Genomic DNA, 16,305 nt, shown 5'->3' on the forward strand with positions numbered 1-16,305 from the left:
ACCTCGACCCCGGCCCCGAGATCAGGTCAGCGGCAGCCGGTACCGGCCGTCGGCCAGCGGCTCGACCAGTCCGTCGGCCACCAGCCCGTCCAGCGCACGGGCCCGCTGCACCGGCTCCTCCCACACCGCGTCCAGCGCGGCCTGGGCCACGGGGCTCACCGAGTCCCGCAACACCGCCAGCAGCCGCCCGCGCACCTGACGGTCGGTGCCGGCGTACGTCTGGCCCTTGCGCGGCGGACCCTGGTGCGCGGGCTTCCCGGCCAGCCGCCAGGCGCACCGCGAGGCGATCGGGCACCGGTCGCAGTCCTCGTTGCGCGCGGTGCACACGAGGGCGCCCAGCTCCATCGTGGCCGCCGCCCAGCGCGCCGCCCGCTCGTCCTCCTCGGGCAGCAGCGCCCGCGCGAGCTTGCGCTCGGCGGCCGTGGTCGCGTTCGGCGGGTACTGGACCCCGGAGGCGGCGCGGGCGAACACCCGGCGGACGTTCGTGTCGAGCACCGCGTGCCGCTGTCCGTACGCGAACGAGGCCACGGCCGCCGCCGTGTACTCGCCGATCCCGGGCAGTGCCAGCAGCTGGGCGTGCTCGCTCGGCACATCGCCGCCGTGCCGTTCCGTTATCGCCTGCGCGGCCCCGTGCAGGCGCAGCGCACGGCGCGGGTAGCCGAGCCGGCCCCAGGCACGGACCGCCTCCCCGGGCGCCTCGGCGGCCAGGTCGGCGGGGCGGGGCCAGCGGGCGAGCCACTGTTCGTACACCGGGAGCACCCGGCTCACCGGGGTCTGCTGCAGCATGAACTCGCTGACCATCACCGACCAGGCGCCCGCTTCGGGGCGGCGCCAGGGCAGATCGCGGGCATGCTGCTCGAACCACCCGATGACGGGGGCGTGGAGGGAGGCGGCGGGGGGCGTCTGTGTCGAAGTCATGGCAGTCATCGCACGGACGATCCTGGCACGGAAGAGGGGGCGGCGGTCACGGGCACGGGAGTGTCGGCCCACGCGGTGGCCCAGGGGGTGACAACGCCACCCGTTCTGTCCCCTGTGACCGGATCCCCGTGATGATGATCGGCAAAACTTGCCGCCGGAGCGGCGGGTGGGGCCTGAGTCGGCCCGGATCTCTCGTAGAGTTCGGGACGTGGGATCTATGCGCAATCCGGTCGGTCCGCTTCCCTCCAGCATCTACTGGCGACGAAGGGCGGTAGCGGGACTTCTGGTTGCGCTGCTCGCCGTGTTGATCGCCTGGGGCGTGACGTCCGGAGGCGGTGGGGGAGACCGGAACGACGGCAAGTCCGGCGGCTCCGATCCGATCGAGTCGATCACTCCCGGGCCGTCGGGCTCGGGCCCCGCGATCAGTCAACAGCCGGGCGGCCGCGACGAGTCGGGTGAGGACGGCGGATCCGGGGGCTCGGGTGGGCCGGGCGGCTCCGACGGTGGCGCGGGAGCGTCCTCCGGCGGAGCGGGCGACGGGGCTTCGCCCGACGGGGCGTCAACGGGCGGTGCGGACACGGCCGGTGCGGGTGCGGGCGGCGGTGGCACGGCGGGTCAGCAGGTCCCGGCCGGCTCCCCGCTCCCCGAGTGCAAGCCCGACGCGGTGCGGTTGAGCCTGCGGACGAAGGTCAGTTACGGCCCCGACGACAAGCCGAAGTTCGAACTGATCGCCAAGAACACCTCGTCGGCCGCGTGCAAGGCCGACCTCGGGCCGAAGAGCACGGTCCTCACGGTGACCGAGGCCGGCGGCGAGGACGACGATCCGATCTGGTCCTCGAAGGACTGCCCCACGGCGGTCGGCCCGCTGTTCCTGAAGGTTCCGGCGGGCGCGACGGTGATCCACACGGTCGACTGGAACCGCACGCTGTCCGCCCCCGGCTGTGCGACCCCGCCGGCCGGCAAGGCCGGCCCGGGGACGTACCTCCTGGAGGCGAAGGCCCCCGGCGAACCGGTCCAGCGAGCGTCCTTCGTCCTCGCGAAGGACTGACCGCGCCGTCCCACCCCAGCCTGTCCGGCGTTTGAGGACGGAACCGTCTACGTGGGCGGGCGGCGCGCTTACGGGGCCGGGCGAGCCCGTATGAGCGCCGCCCGCCCCGGCCCGGGGTTCCGTCCTCAAACGCCGGACGGGCTGGTTGTGGGCCCGGGGTTCCGCCCTCAAGCGCCGGACGGGCTGGTTGCGGCCCGGAGGACGGGCGCGGTGGCCCGGCGAGCTGAACCGCGCGCGGCACGCGAAAGAGGGCGCCCACCTGGACGCCCTCACCCGCGGCCGACCTCAGACGTACCGCTCCAGGATCGACGACTCCGCCAGCCGCGACAGCCCCTCCCGCACGCTGCGCGCCCGCGCCTCGCCGACGCCGTCCACGGTCTGGAGGTCGTCCACGCTCGCCGCCAGCAGCTTCTGGAGACCGCCGAAGTGCTCCACCAGCCGCTCGATGATCGCGCCCGGCAGCCGCGGCACCTTCGCCAGCAGCCGGAAGCCCCGCGGGGACACCGCCGAGTCCAGCGTCTCGGGCGAGCCGCTGTAGCCCAGTGCCCGCGCCACCACCGCCAGCTCCAGCAACTCGGTGTGGCTCAGCGCGTCCAGCTCGGTCAGCGCCTCGGCCACCGTGCGCGACCGCTTCGCCGTCGGCTCGGGGACGTAGTCCCGGACGACCAGCTCCCGCTCCGGCTCCACCCCGGCGATCAGCTCGTCCAACTGGAGGGAGAGCAGCCGCCCGTCGGTGCCGAGCTCGACCACGTACTCCGCGATCTCCGTCGCGATCCGCCGCACCATCTCCAGCCGCTGCGCCACCGCCGTCACGTCCCGCACGGTGACCAGGTCCTCGATCTCCAGCGCGGACAGCGTGCCCGCCACCTCGTCGAGGCGCAGTTTGTACCGCTCCAGCGTGGCGAGCGCCTGATTGGCCCGGGACAGGATCGCGGAGGACTCCTCCAGGACCCGCCGCTCCCCGTCCACGTACAGCGCGATGAGGCGCATCGACTGGGAGACCGAGACGACGGGGAAGCCGCACGCCTTGGAGACCCGGTCCGCCGTGCGGTGACGGGTGCCCGTCTCCTCCGTGTGGATCGAGGCGTCCGGGACCAGCTGCACGCCGGCCCGCAGGATCTTGGTCATGTCCTTGTCGAGGATCAGCGCCCCGTCGAGCTTGCACAGCTCGCGCAGGCGCGTCGCCGTGAACTCCACGTCCAGCACGAATCCGCCGGTGCACATCGACTCGACGGTCTTGTCCATGCCCAGCACGATCAGCCCACCGGTATTGCCTCGGAGAATGCGCTCCAGGCCGTCCCGCAGGGCCATCCCGGGCGCGACCGCGCTCAACGAGGCGCGCATCAGCGCCTCGTTACCGGTGCCTTGGCCGGACTTTCCGGGCGTCGTCGCCCGGTCGTTGGCTGCCACTGCACTCCTCCGGTCACAGGTTGCGGTGCCCTTGCGTCCCCCATGCCGTGTCCACGGGCGGGCGAGACCAGGGCAAAGTCTACCGGCGCGCGTTGTCTTCCTGACGAGGCTGCGGCGCCTCTTGACGGGACCGGCGCGGGAGGACCCGCAGAGCGTCGCCCATGTCGGCGACTTCCGTGACCTTCATCCCGGCCGGGACCTTCCCCGGATCCGTGGGAACAAGCGCGTGGGTGAAGCCCAGACGGTGTGCCTCGGCCAGTCTCCGCTGCACTCCGGTGACTCTCCTGACCTCGCCCGCGAGCCCCACCTCACCGATCGCGACCAGGTTCTTCGGGAGCGGGGTGTCGCTGGCCGCGCTGGCCAGTGCGAGCGCGATCGCGAGGTCGGCGGCGGGCTCGGTGAGCTTCACGCCGCCCACCGTCGCGCTGTAGATGTCGCGCTTGCCGAGCGCGGTGATCCGGCCGCGCTGCTCCAGCACGGCGAGCATCATCGAGACCCGGGAGGTCTCCAGACCCGAGGTGGTGCGCCGGGGCGAGGGGATCTGCGAGTCGACGGTGAGCGCCTGCACCTCGGCGACCAGGGGCCGCTTGCCCTCCAGCGTCACCGTCAGACAGGTGCCGGGCACCGCCACGTCGCGGCGGGTCAGGAAGAGGCCCGAAGGGTCGGCGAGACCGGTGATGCCCTCGTCGTGCAGCTCGAAGCAGCCGACCTCGTCGGTCGCCCCGTAACGGTTCTTGACGCCACGCACCAGACGCAGCCGGGCGTGGCGGTCGCCCTCGAAGGACAGCACCACGTCCACCAGGTGCTCCAGCAGCCGGGGCCCGGCGATCGCGCCGTCCTTCGTGACGTGGCCGACGAGCAGCGTGGCCATCCCGCGCTCCTTGGAGGCCCGGATCAGCGCCCCGGCCACCTCTCGGACCTGGGCCATCCCGCCGGGCGCGCCGTCGATCTCGGGCGAGGCGACCGTCTGCACCGAGTCCAGGACGAGCAGCGAGGGCTTCACCGCGTCCAGGTGGCCGAGCACCGCGGAGAGGTCGGTCTCCGCCGCGAGGTAGAGGTGGTCGTTGATCGCCCGGATCCGGTCGGCCCGCATCCGGACCTGGCTCGCGGACTCCTCGGCGGTCACATAGAGCGTGCGGTGGTCCTCGCTCGCCGCCTTGGCCGCCACGTCCAGCAGCAGCGTCGACTTGCCGACGCCCGGCTCGCCCGCCAGCAGGACGACGGCGCCCGGCACGAGCCCGCCGCCGAGCACCCGGTCCAGCTCACCGACGCCGGTCGAACGGGCGGTGGCCTGCCGACTGTCGACCTGGCCGATCGGCACGGCCGCCGTGGAGACCCGGCCGGCCGCGGTGGTGCGCACGGCGGGGGCGCCGCCGAACTCCTCGACCGTCCCCCACGCCTGGCACTCGGGGCAACGGCCGAGCCACTTGGCGGTGGTCCAGCCGCATTCGGTACAGCGGTAGGACGGCCGGTCCTTCGCGGATTTCGTACGGGCAGCCATGGCGCCACCGTATAGGTGGGGTACGACAACGCCTCCAGGGCGGCGGCGTGCGGCGCGCTACCGCGCGCAGGGCGCACGGAAGCGCGCCGGAGCACTACGGGCGGAATCCGCGATCCCTGTCCTCTTTCGAGGGATACGTTCACTCGTAAGGATTAAATGTCCTCAAGGGTCACTTGGGGCATACGCTCCTTTGCCTACGGTCGCCGGGTGACGAGCAGCAGGCTGCAGACCCCGACGCACACCACCGGCGCACACCGGGCGCACCGGCGAGTGACCCACTCCCCGGCACAGCGACCGCCCGCACGTTACGAGCCGTATCTCGACGGACTCTTCACCTACTGCCTCTCCGTGCTCTGCGACCACGACGCGGCCGCGGAAGCGCTCGGCGCCGCCCTGTCGGTCGCGGACCGGCAGGACGCCCGGGGCCCCACGGCCGAGGAGGAACGTAAATCCTGGCTGTACGCGCTGGCCCGCTGGACCTGCCTGCGCACCCTCAGCGAGCGCGGACGCGGCCGCCAGGCCCACCGCCGCCCCTCCGGGACGGTCAAGCCCTCCCGCACGGCCAAGGCCTCCGCCACGCGCGAGAGGTCCGCCACGCGCGAGACCTCCGCCTCCCGGAAGGGCTCCGCTTCACGGAAGGGCTCCGACAGGCGCAAGGGCTCCACAACCTCCGCGCCGTCCTGGCACCAGGGGGCGCACACCGCCCGGCGCACGCCGGAGCACACCTTGCCCGCCACCCCCGAGGACGCCACCGCGCCCGCCCCTTCCGAGTCGCCCGCCGCCGAGGCCCGCCGCCGGGAGCTCGCCACACTCGCCTGGCCCGAGGCCGCGGGCACCACCCCGGAGCAGCGCGAAGCCCTCGAACTGGCCGTACGCCACGGGCTCGCCCCGCACGCCGTCGCCACCGTGCTCGGTCTGGAGCCGGCCACCGCCCGGGAGCTGCTGGCCGGCGCGGCCTGCGAGGTGGAGCGCACCCGCGCGGCCCTCGCGGTCGTCGAGACCGGCGGCTGCCCCACCGTCGGCCGGATCACCGGTGACCACCAGGTGCTGCTCTCCGCCACCCTGCGCCGCGAGCTCGTCCGGCACGTCGACGACTGCCCCCGCTGCCGCCGTGCCGCCGAGCGGGCCGATGCGGCGGGACCCTGGCCCGGAGCGGCCCTCGCCCCGGTCTCCGCCCTGCCCGTCGTCGAGGCCCCCCGCCCCTCCGTGTACGTCGCGATGGCCCAGGCCCAGCGCTCCCGCGCCGCCGGCCCGCGCTTCGACCGGGCCGGGTTCCCGCTCGACCCCAAGGACCAGGCCGCCCGCCGGGACCGGCTGCGCGCCCGGGTCGTGACGACCACGGTCGTCGTGACGGTGGTCGCCGCCCCCGTGATCGCCCTGTGGGCCGCGTACCGGGGGGCGCCCCAGACCGGCGAGGGCCACGACGGGACCTCGGTCACCGCCACGGACGCCGACGGCGTCGGCGGTGTGAGCGGCGACTCCCCCAACGACACCGACCACACCGGCGACGGCCGCCCCGGCAACCGCTTCGGCGCCCGCGTTCCGGACGTCACCGCCGAGGTCGTCAGCGCCGGCGGTGTGCGGCACGGCGACACCCGGCTCGCGGTGACGGCCCGGACCTCCGGGGCCGTCACGACGCTCACGCTGACCGCCTCCGGCCGGGGACCGGTCAGCTGGTCGGCGGTGACGGACGCCCCGTGGTTGCGCCTCAGCCGTACGTCCGGCGTGCTCGCGGCCGGGCAGAGCACCACGATCACGGTCTCCGTGATCCGGGACGCGCAACCGGGCGGACCGTGGCGGGCCCGGGTCTCGATGACGCCCTCGGGTTCCGCCGTGGTCATCGACGGTCACGGGGCGACGGCCCCGACGACGGGCGGCCCGCGTCCCACGCGCCCGGGAACGGACTCCCCCCGGCCCACGGACCCGGGCACCACGGACCCGGGCCCGACCGACCCCGGCCCGACCGATCCAGGTCCGACCGACCCCGGCCCCACCGACCCCGGGCCGGGCCCGACCGACCCCACCGATCCGCCGGACCCCACGGACCCGCCGCACCCGACCGACCCGACCCCGGCCCCGACCGACCCCGGCCCCACGGACCCGGCCCCGACCGACCCCGGCCCCGGCCCCTCCGCCCCGGGCCCGGCGGGCTGAGCAGCCCCCGGGCCCGGCGGGCCGAGCAGCCCCCGGGCCCGGCGGGCCGAGCAGCCCCCGGGCCCGGCGGGCCGAGGGCCCGCCGGCCGCCCTCAGCGCTTCTTCGGCGCCGGGAGCGGGTCCGCCGGGTGCGGGGCCATCGGCAGCAGCGACGACAGCCGCTCCTCGCAGAGCCCGACCAGCCGGTCGTACCCCTCCTTGCCCATCAGCTCGATCAGCTCCGGGCGGTAGGACACGTACACCGGGTCACCGGCCCCGTGCGCCGAGGTGGCCGACGTGCACCACCAGTGCAGGTCGTGACCGCCCGGACCCCAGCCCCGGCGGTCGTACTCACCGATCGTCACCTGGAGCACCCGCGTGTCGTCGGGCCGGTCGATCCAGTCGTACGTCCGCCGCACCGGCAGCTGCCAGCACACGTCCGGCTTGGTCTCCAGCGGCTCCTTGCCCTCCCGCAGGGCCAGGATGTGCAGCGAGCAGCCCGCCCCGGCGGGAAAGCCGGGCCGGTTCTGGAAGATGCAGGAGCCCTCCCAGCGGCGCGTCTGGCGTTCACCGTCCTCGTCGACGCCGACCCACCCCGTCTCCGTACCCACGTCGTGGAACTGCCAGAGCTCGGGAGTGAGCCGGGCCACGTGCCCCGCGACCCGCTTCTCGTCGTCCTCGTCGGAGAAGTGCGCGCCCAGCGTGCAGCAACCATCGTCCGCGCGGCCCGCCTGGATGCCCTGGCAGCCGCTGCCGAAGATGCAGGTCCACCGGGAGGTCAGCCAGGTCAGATCGCAGCGGAAGACCTGCTCGTCGTCGGCCGGGTCGGGGAATTCCACCCACGCCCGCGCGAAGTCGATGCCCTTCTCGTCGGACGGGACCGCGGACGGGACCGGTCCGCTCGCCTCCGGCTGTGCTGCCTGCTTGTTCGACTTCTGCTTCTTCGTGGCTTTGTCCTGCTTAGCCTTTTTCGTCTTTGGCACGCGGACAGCGTAAGTCCGATGGCGCAGTAGCGTTCCCCCATGAGACTCGGAGTCCTCGACGTGGGATCGAACACGGTTCATCTGCTGGTGGTCGACGCCCACCCCGGCGCCCGCCCGCTGCCCGCGCACTCGCACAAGGCGGAGCTCCGGCTCGCCGAACTCCTCGACGAGGACGGCGCGATCGGCCCCCTCGGCGTGGACCGGCTCGTGGCGACGATCGCCGGCGCGGTCCAGGCCGCCGAGGACAAGGGGTGCGAGGACGTGCTCGCCTTCGCCACCTCCGCCGTGCGCGAGGCGACCAACGCGGACGTGGTTCTGGAGCGCGTACGGGTCGAGACCGGCGTCGACCTCGCGGTCCTCAGCGGCGAGGAGGAGGCCCGGCTGACCTTCCTGGCCGCCCGCCGCTGGTTCGGCTGGTCGGCGGGGAAGCTGCTCGTCCTCGACATCGGCGGCGGCTCCCTGGAGATCGCCTTCGGCATCGACGAGGAGCCGGACACCGCCGTCTCCCTGCCGCTCGGCGCGGGCCGCCTCACCGGCGCCTGGCTGCCGGACGACCCTGCCGACCCCGAGCAGGTCAGGGCGTTGCGCCGGCACGTCCGGGCCAGCATCGCGCGGACGGTGGGCGAGTTCAGCCGGGTCGGCCGCCCCGACCACGTCGTCGCCACCTCCAAGACCTTCAAGCAGCTCGCCCGGATCGCCGGCGCCGCCCGCTCCACCGAGGGCCTGTACGTCCAGCGCTCGCTGAGCCGCAAGGCGCTGGAGGACTGGGTGCCCAAGCTGGCGGCGATGACGGTCGAGGAGCGCGGCCGGCTCCCCGGGGTCTCCGAGGGCCGGGCCGCCCAGCTGCTCGCCGGAGCCCTGGTGGCCGAGGGGGCGATGGACCTGTTCGGCGTCGAGGAGCTGGAGATCTGCCCCTGGGCCCTGCGCGAGGGCGTCATCCTGCGCCGCCTGGACCACCTCCCCGCGGAACGCGCCGCCCTGCTGGGCTGACCCCGGGCGGCGGACTCCACGCCGCACCGCTCGGGCGGCGTACGGCGGCGTACGGGTCCTACCCCGCGGGTGACGTGGGCGGCGGACTCCGCCCGCATCCCTCCGGTGACCTACGGTGACGGCCTCATGGCCCTGATCACTTTCCGCCAGGAGCCCTCGGCGCGGCGCACGCGTGCCCGTACGCTGTCCAGGTGGCAGAACCATTGGTGCGCATCCCCGATGCGAAGGTCGCCCTCTCAACGGCCTCGGTCTACCCCGAGTCCACCGCGACGGCCTTCGAGATCGCCGCGCGCCTGGGGTACGACGGCGTCGAGGTCATGGTCTGGACCGACCCCGTCAGCCAGGACATCGAGGCCCTGCGCCGGCTCTCCGACTACCACCGGGTCCCGATCCTCGCGGTGCACGCCCCCTGCCTCCTGATCACCCAGCGCGTCTGGTCCACCGACCCCTGGGTCAAGCTCCAGCGGGCCAGGGCCGCCGCCGAGAAGCTCGGGGCCTCCGCCGTCGTGGTGCATCCGCCGTTCCGGTGGCAGCGCAACTACGCCCGCGACTTCGTGACCGGGATCTGGCGGATGGCGGAGGAGACGGACGTCCGGTTCGCCGTCGAGAACATGTACCCCTGGCGCTACCGGGACCGCGAGATGCTCGCGTACGCCCCCGACTGGGACGTCACCAACGACGACTACCGGCACTTCACGGTCGACCTCTCGCACACCGCGACCGCCCGCACCGAGGCGCTCGCCATGGTGGACCGGATGGGCGACCGGCTCGCCCACGTCCACCTCGCCGACGGCAAGGGCTCGGCCAAGGACGAGCACCTGGTGCCCGGCCGGGGGGACCAGCCGTGCGCGGAGCTGCTGGAGCGCCTCGCCCGTACGGGCTTCGACGGCCATGTCGTCATCGAGGTCAACACCCGCCGCGCGATGTCCTCCGCCGAACGCGAGGCCGACCTCGCGGAGGCGCTGGCCTTCACCCGCCTGCACCTGGCGACCGCGCCCGCCGCCGACGGCCCGTCCCCGAAGATCCACCGCCCGTGACCGAGGAGCCCGACCGGCCGCCCGTGACCGGGGACGCCCCCGCCCCGCGCCGCCGGGGCCGGCCCGCCCGCAAGGCCGCGTCCGAGGGGCCCGACGCCCGTACGCGCATCCTGGAGGCGGCCCGTACGGAGTTCGCCGAGCGGGGCTACGACAAGACGTCGATCCGGGGCATCGCCAAGGCCGCCGGGGTCGACGCGGCCCTCGTCCACCACTACTTCGGCACGAAGGACGAGGTCTTCGCCGCCGCCGTCGAGGTCACCTTCGAGCCCGCCCTGGTCGTCCCCACTGTTCTCGGCGGCCCGCCGGAGGGCCTGGGGGAGCGGCTGGCGCGCTTCTTCCTCTCCGTGTGGGAGGACCCGGCCACCCGCTCCCCCCTGCTGGCGATCCTGCGCTCCGCGCTGACCCACGAGGCGGCGGCGAACGTGCTGCGCGACTTCGTCCTGCGGCGGCTGCTGGAGCGGATCGCGGCGGAGCTGGACGTTCCGGACGCCACGTTCCGCGCCGAGCTGGCCGCCTCGCACATGCTCGGCATCGCGATGCTGCGGTACGTGATCCGCGCCGAACCGCTCGCCTCCGCCGACCCGGAGGACATCGTGGCGATGGTCGCTCCCACGCTCCAGCGATACTTGGGCGAGCGCTGAAACCCCGGCCGGGGCTGACCGTCCACCGGCCACCGCGTCCCGCATTCCGGACAGGCTGTCCAGATCTTGGATTCGAGGCGTACGCTCGAAGGCAGTCTTTCTTTAACTGTCAGAGGCAGTCCCCCTGCCGAAGGAGCGAGCGACGATGCCGCAGCTGAGGTCCCGCACGGTCACCCACGGACGCAACATGGCGGGCGCGCGCGCCCTTATGCGCGCGTCGGGCGTAGCGAGCGCGGACATCGGCAAGCCGATCATCGCGGTCGCCAACTCGTTCACCGAGTTCGTCCCCGGCCACACCCACCTCGCCCCGGTCGGCCGGATCGTCTCCGAGGCGATCCTGGCGGCGGGCGCGGTCCCGCGCGAGTTCAACACCATCGCCGTGGACGACGGCATCGCGATGGGCCACGGCGGCATGCTCTACAGCCTGCCCTCCCGCGACCTGATCGCCGACTCCGTGGAGTACATGGTCGAGGCGCACTGCGCGGACGCGCTGATCTGCATCTCCAACTGCGACAAGATCACCCCGGGCATGCTGATGGCCGCCATGCGCCTCAACATCCCGACCGTCTTCGTCTCCGGCGGCCCGATGGAGGCCGGCAAGGCCACTCTGGTCGACGGCACGGTCCGCAAGCTCGACCTGGTCAACGCGATCAGCGACGCGGTCGACGAGTCCATCTCCGACGAGGACATCCTCCGCATCGAGGAGAACGCCTGCCCCACCTGCGGCAGCTGTTCCGGCATGTTCACCGCCAACTCGATGAACTGCCTCACCGAGGTCCTCGGCCTCTCCCTCCCCGGCAACGGCTCCGTCCTCGCCACGCACACCGCCCGCAAGGGGCTGTACGAGGCGGCCGGCCGCACGGTCGTCGAGATCACCAGGCGCTACTACGAGCAGGACGACGAGACGGTCCTGCCGCGCGCCATCGGCACCCGCGCCGCGTTCGACAACGCGATGGCGCTGGACATCGCCATGGGCGGCTCGACCAACACGATCCTGCACCTGCTGGCCGCCGCCGAGGAAGCGGAGCTGGCGTACGGCCTCGACGACATCAACGAGGTCTCCCGCCGGGTCCCCTGCCTCTCCAAGGTCGCCCCGAACGTCGCCCCCGGCGGCACGTACTACATGGAGGACGTCCACCGGGCCGGCGGTATCCCCGCCCTCATCGGCGAGCTCCACCGCGGCGGTCTGCTCAACGAGGACGTGCACGCGGTGCACTCCGACACCCTCGCCGAGTGGCTGAAGAACTGGGACGTCCGCGGCGGCTCCCCGTCCCCCGAGGCCATCGAGCTGTGGCACGCCGCCCCCGGCTGCGTCCGCTCCGCCACCGCCTTCTCGCAGTCCGAGCGGTGGGACACCCTCGACCTGGACGCGGCGGGCGGCTGCATCCGCGACGTCGAGCACGCCTACTCCAAGGACGGCGGCCTCGCCGTCCTCAAGGGCAACCTCGCCGTGGACGGCTGTGTCGTGAAGACGGCCGGCGTCGACGAGTCGATCTGGACCTTCGAGGGCCCGGCCGTCGTCTGCGAGTCGCAGGACGAGGCCGTCGACAAGATCCTCCGCAAGGAGATCGAGCCGGGCGACGTCGTCGTCATCCGTTACGAGGGCCCGCGCGGCGGCCCCGGCATGCAGGAGATGCTCTACCCCACCTCCTTCCTCAAGGGCCGGGGTCTGGGCAAGGTCTGCGCGCTGGTCACCGACGGCCGGTTCTCCGGCGGAACGTCGGGCCTCTCCATCGGCCACGCCTCGCCCGAGGCTGCCTCCGGCGGCACCATCGCGCTCGTCGAGGACGGCGACCGGATCCGGATCGACATCCCGAACCGCTCCATCGAACTGCTCGTCGACGACACCGAGCTGGCCACCCGCCGCGAGGCGCTGAACGGCGTGTACGCGCCGAAGAACCGCGACCGCAAGGTCTCGGCCGCGCTGCGCGCCTACGCGGCGATGGCGACGAGCGCGGACCGCGGCGCGGTCAGGGACGTCTCGAAGCTGGGCTGACGTTTCTGCTCAGGGGCTCGGCCTCCCCGGGGCCTTCGGGCACCTCTCCGGCGCCTTCGGGAACCTCGCCGGTGCTTCGGGTACCTCTCCGAGGGCTCCGGTGACCGTCCCGGCCTGCCCGGTGGCTCCGGACGACTTCTCAGTCCCTCCGGCGACTCTCCCAGCGGATCCGGGCGACCCGTTCAGTCTCTCCACCGGCTGTCCCAGCGGCTCCGGGCGGCCCATTTCAGCCCCTCCGGCGATTGAGGAGCGGGGTCCGGGGCAGAGCCCCGGGAGGAACCCGAGGCCGGGCCCGCCGTCACCAGCCCCCCGGCTCCGCCCCGTCCACCGCGAAGACCGACCCGTCCGGCGCCGTCCCCACGACCGCCCGCCCCGCCGTGACCGGGGCGGGCAGGTCGGAGGCGTAGGCGAGCTTCCCGCCGCTCAGCCGCGCCCGGGTCTGCCCCACCAGCGCACCCCGATCCGTGTCGACGGCCAGCAACCGCCCGTCCGCGGCGGAGAAGTACAGGTGGCCGCCCTCCCCGAGCACCGGGGCGGAAGCCCGCCCGACCCCCGTCTCCAGCCGCCACAGCTCGGCCTTCGCCCCGTCCGCCGCGGTGTCGACGGCCAACAGCGACCCGCCCCGCGCCAGCAGGTACGCGACGTCCCCGGCCACGACCACCTGCGGCCCGTTCAACGTGAAGGGCAGCGGGATCCGGACCGATCCGCCGGTGCCGGGCACGTACCGGACCAGCTCGGTGGTGTCCGAGTTCTCGTCCATCGCCGACAGCACCAGCTCCCCGGCCCCGGCGGTCCCGACCGGGGTGAGGGCCCCGTCCAGCCGCCGCTGCCAGGACGCCCGGCCGGTCGCGGCGTCCACCGCGGTGACCAGGGTCGACGCGCCGGAGGACGTCTGCTCGAAGGCGTAGGCGAGCCCGGACGCCCCGTCGTACAGGGCGAAGTCGGGCCGGCTGTGCTTCGCCAGCGGCCCCTCCCAGCGGGTCGCCCCGCTCGCCCCGTCCAGCGCCGTCACCGTGCCGTCGTCCGCGACGGTCAGCAGCGTGTCGCCCGCCGGGAAGGCGCCACCGGGACTCGCGGACAGGGCGGTGTCCCGGACGGCGGTGCCCTTCACCGGGTCGAACGCACGCAGCTTCCCGTCCGGACCGGCGGACAGCACGACCCCGCCCGAGACGACCGGAGCGTGGGCGGCCGTCCGCGAGGAGGAGGACCGGGCCGACCACAGCACGCGCCCGTCCGCCGGATCGATCCTGGCGGTGCCGCCCCCGGCCGCAGAGCAGTACAGGGCACCCCCCGCCCCGGCGGTGGAACAGGCGGGCGTGGCGGTGCCGGAGGTCCGCAACGCGGTACGCCACGGGGTGACGGCGTCGTCGTCCTGCCCGTCTCCGGCCCCCGCGCGTCCCGCCTCCGGGCGGCTCGCGGCCGTACCCGCGCCCCACACGGCGTACGCCCCGGCGCCCGCCCCCGCCACCAGCAGGAGCAGCGCCGCCGCCACGACCAGCCGGACGCGCGGCAACCGCCGGCGCCGCACCACGGGCGCGGGGCTCACATGCGTGTCCGCCTCCGAACCGTCCCGCTCCCGCGCCGCCGGCACCGCCGCCGCGACCACCGCCCGGCGCCGCTGCGACGGCAGGAACGCGTCGGCCTCGTACGACGGGGGCAGCAGCGCCTCCATCACCTCGCCCGGCGTGGGCCGGTCGGCCGGGTCCTTCGCCAGGCACCGGGCGACCAGCGGCGCGAGGTCCTCCGGCACTCCACCGAGGTCCGGCTGATCGTGCACCACCTGGTACGCCACGATGTACGGGCTGTCCGAGTCGAACGGGCCCCGGCCCGTCGCCGCGTGCACGATCACGGCCCCCAGCGCGAACACGTCGACCGGCGGCCCGACCTCGCGCGGCCGCTGGAACTGCTCGGGAGCCATATAGGGCGGCGAACCGATCAGCTTGCCCGTCTCGGTGCGCAGATCACTGTCGTACGGCCGGGAGATCCCGAAGTCGATGACCTTGGGGCCCCCGTCGGTCAGCAGCACGTTGCTCGGCTTCAGATCGCGGTGGATCACGCCCACCCGATGGATGTCCCGCAGCGCCTCGGCGAGCCCGGCGGTCAGCCTGCGCAGCTCGGCGGGGGCCATCGGGCCGCTCCGCTTCACCTGCTCGGCGAGCGTGGGCCCGGGAACGTAGAGGGTGGCCATCCAGGGCCGCCCGGCCTCCGGATCGGCGTCGACGACGGGAGCCGTGAACGCCCCGCTCACCCGCCGCGCGGCCGCCACCTCCTGCCGGAACCGCGCCCTGAACTCGGGATCCGCCGCGTACGGCGCGTGCACCACCTTCACCGCGAGCTGCATCCCCGACGCCGAGCGCGCCAGATGCACGACCCCCATGCCGCCCGAGCCGAGACGGGCCTCAAGACGGTACGCGCCGGCGTACTGCGGAAACTCCGCTTCCGGATGCGCTCCGGGCTCTCGCAGCGGCGGCATCGTCCACCCCCGTGTGTTCGTGCGCATGCGACGCACGGAGCCTAGTCGATGGTGCGTGCGAGAGACACGGGGCTTGCTAGCCTGCGCGTCGTACGCGCCTCGCGTACGCGACATCTCAACGGGGGAGGCCCACATGGGCGTTGAAGAGCACACCGCAGAGCCCACGCGCGACGAGGTGGACGGGGCGGAAGGAGCGGAGAGGGCGACGGCCGTGGCGGAGGCCGAGCTGAAGGTGGAGACCACCGCGTCCGGCACCCGCTACCCGGTCGCCCCGGGCTACCGGGTCAACGTCCGCACCGGCCCCGGCACCAGCTACCGCATCGTCAGGACCATGCCGTACGGGCAGAAGATCCCGATCTACTGCCAGAAGCCGGGCGAGTGGGTCACCGGTCCGTACGGCACGTCGAACCTCTGGGACAACATCGCCAACGGCCAGTTCGTCGCGGACGCCTACGTCTACACGGGGCGTGACGGCTACGTCGCACCGCGCTGCGACTGACGGCTCCGCCGGGCACCCGGGGGCTGCGGGGATAATCGACCTCGTGAGCGAGAACAGCGCAGCCCCCGGCACCCCGCCCGCCACGGCCCCGGGCCCGCGGCCCGAGCCCATCCGCTTCTTCGGCACGACCTGGGTCGACCACGACGGCGGTTACGGCCTCCGGCGGGCCGGCGTCGCCGTCGGCTCGCTGGCCGCCGCCGTGGCCGCCTGTCTCCTCCTGCGCTTCGCCTACGAGGGGCTGGAGATCGCGGAGGTCGGGGGCATCGTCGGGATGCTGGTGATCGGGATGTTCTCCATCTGCAGCGCCATCGCGTTCCGCAAGACCTGGGAGGGCTTCGGCGCCCGCCCGAAGGACCCGGACCGCGAGGACTCCCTGCGCGGCCTGAAGTCGATCGGCTTCATCGGCTCGCTCCTCGCCTACTTCGTCCGCTCGCTCACCGAGGCCCCGGGCGAGAAGCTGCGCCGCACCGAGTACGAGAAGGCCCGCGCCCAGTTCGAGAAGCGCCGCTCGACCCGGGCCGGCAACCCGGCGGCCCGCAGGACCTCCGGCCGCAAGCGCCCGAAGCGCGCCTGAGGGCCGCCCCCCCCCATTACCTTTTTGGTGGCCTCGCAACGGGGCTGCCGGCCTCCGGGCCCGGCATGACTTCCCCCCCTTGTTAACCATGATCCGGGGGGT

Annotated in this window: 13 protein-coding genes; 8 read left to right on the forward strand and 5 right to left on the reverse strand. The window is 73.9% G+C overall.

Translation table 11 applies throughout. The features are described from left to right. Window positions 1–21: 21 nt before the first annotated feature. A complete protein-coding gene (locus tag ACH4RG_RS33945) occupies window positions 22–927 on the reverse strand; it encodes an A/G-specific adenine glycosylase (RefSeq protein WP_026290844.1) in 906 nt (301 codons plus the stop codon). 292 nt (window positions 928–1,219) lie between these two features. Between ACH4RG_RS33945 and ACH4RG_RS33950 the strand changes: the two genes are divergently transcribed. Beyond that, window positions 1,220–1,966 (forward strand): hypothetical protein, encoded by a 747-nt coding sequence (locus ACH4RG_RS33950; protein WP_397931332.1) that lies wholly within the window; start codon window positions 1,220–1,222, stop codon window positions 1,964–1,966. A gap of 285 nt (window positions 1,967–2,251) precedes the next feature. Here ACH4RG_RS33950 and disA read toward each other — a convergent pair whose 3' ends face one another. Continuing rightward, entirely contained in the window at window positions 2,252–3,376 is a 1,125-nt protein-coding gene (disA, locus tag ACH4RG_RS33955) for a DNA integrity scanning diadenylate cyclase DisA (protein ID WP_007456913.1), read from the reverse strand. Between the two features lie 79 nt (window positions 3,377–3,455). Continuing rightward, window positions 3,456–4,877, reverse strand: a complete 1,422-nt coding sequence (gene radA, locus ACH4RG_RS33960; protein WP_018959693.1) for a DNA repair protein RadA — start codon at window positions 4,875–4,877, stop codon at window positions 3,456–3,458. Between the two features lie 156 nt (window positions 4,878–5,033). Between radA and ACH4RG_RS33965 the strand changes: the two genes are divergently transcribed. Beyond that, complete coding sequence (locus ACH4RG_RS33965; RefSeq protein ID WP_398540713.1) at window positions 5,034–7,031, forward strand: hypothetical protein; 1,998 nt, start codon at window positions 5,034–5,036, stop codon at window positions 7,029–7,031. Window positions 7,032–7,123: 92 nt separating this feature from the next. On the opposite strand, the gene ACH4RG_RS33970 is transcribed toward ACH4RG_RS33965, so the two are convergent. Next, entirely contained in the window at window positions 7,124–7,993 is an 870-nt protein-coding gene (locus ACH4RG_RS33970; protein WP_398162396.1) for a hypothetical protein, read from the reverse strand. 39 nt (window positions 7,994–8,032) lie between these two features. On the opposite strand from ACH4RG_RS33970, the gene ACH4RG_RS33975 reads away from it, so the two are divergent. From ACH4RG_RS33975 to ilvD, 4 genes are all read left to right on the forward strand, one after another. After that, the gene (locus tag ACH4RG_RS33975; RefSeq protein ID WP_397925206.1) at window positions 8,033–8,983 is read left to right on the forward strand and encodes a Ppx/GppA family phosphatase; all 951 of its coding nucleotides are present in this window, start codon (window positions 8,033–8,035) and stop codon (window positions 8,981–8,983) included. A 203-nt stretch (window positions 8,984–9,186) separates the two neighbouring features. Continuing rightward, the gene (locus tag ACH4RG_RS33980) at window positions 9,187–10,020 is read left to right on the forward strand and encodes a sugar phosphate isomerase/epimerase family protein (RefSeq protein ID WP_397925250.1); all 834 of its coding nucleotides are present in this window, start codon (window positions 9,187–9,189) and stop codon (window positions 10,018–10,020) included. Window positions 10,021–10,043: 23 nt separating this feature from the next. After that, window positions 10,044–10,661, forward strand: a complete 618-nt coding sequence (locus ACH4RG_RS33985; protein ID WP_397925252.1) for a TetR family transcriptional regulator — start codon at window positions 10,044–10,046, stop codon at window positions 10,659–10,661. Window positions 10,662–10,806: 145 nt separating this feature from the next. Then, on the forward strand, window positions 10,807–12,657 hold the full coding sequence (gene ilvD, locus ACH4RG_RS33990) for a dihydroxy-acid dehydratase (protein WP_397925208.1): 1,851 nt from the start codon (window positions 10,807–10,809) through the stop codon (window positions 12,655–12,657). Window positions 12,658–12,955: 298 nt separating this feature from the next. On the opposite strand, the gene ACH4RG_RS33995 is transcribed toward ilvD, so the two are convergent. After that, on the reverse strand, window positions 12,956–15,130 hold the full coding sequence (locus ACH4RG_RS33995; RefSeq protein WP_398540717.1) for a PQQ-binding-like beta-propeller repeat protein: 2,175 nt from the start codon (window positions 15,128–15,130) through the stop codon (window positions 12,956–12,958). Between the two features lie 133 nt (window positions 15,131–15,263). On the opposite strand from ACH4RG_RS33995, the gene ACH4RG_RS34000 reads away from it, so the two are divergent. Together ACH4RG_RS34000 and ACH4RG_RS34005 are read left to right on the forward strand one after the other, a co-directional pair. After that, window positions 15,264–15,629 carry an SH3 domain-containing protein gene (locus tag ACH4RG_RS34000; RefSeq protein WP_018959684.1) on the forward strand — a complete coding sequence of 122 codons (366 nt, stop codon included), beginning with the start codon at window positions 15,264–15,266 and terminating at the stop codon, window positions 15,627–15,629. Between the two features lie 43 nt (window positions 15,630–15,672). After that, window positions 15,673–16,203 (forward strand): hypothetical protein, encoded by a 531-nt coding sequence (locus ACH4RG_RS34005; RefSeq protein ID WP_397925210.1) that lies wholly within the window; start codon window positions 15,673–15,675, stop codon window positions 16,201–16,203. Window positions 16,204–16,305: the final 102 nt, after the last annotated feature.

It is taken from the genome of Streptomyces sp. NPDC021019, from assembly GCF_044333295.1.
Classification (GTDB): domain Bacteria; phylum Actinomycetota; class Actinomycetes; order Streptomycetales; family Streptomycetaceae; genus Streptomyces.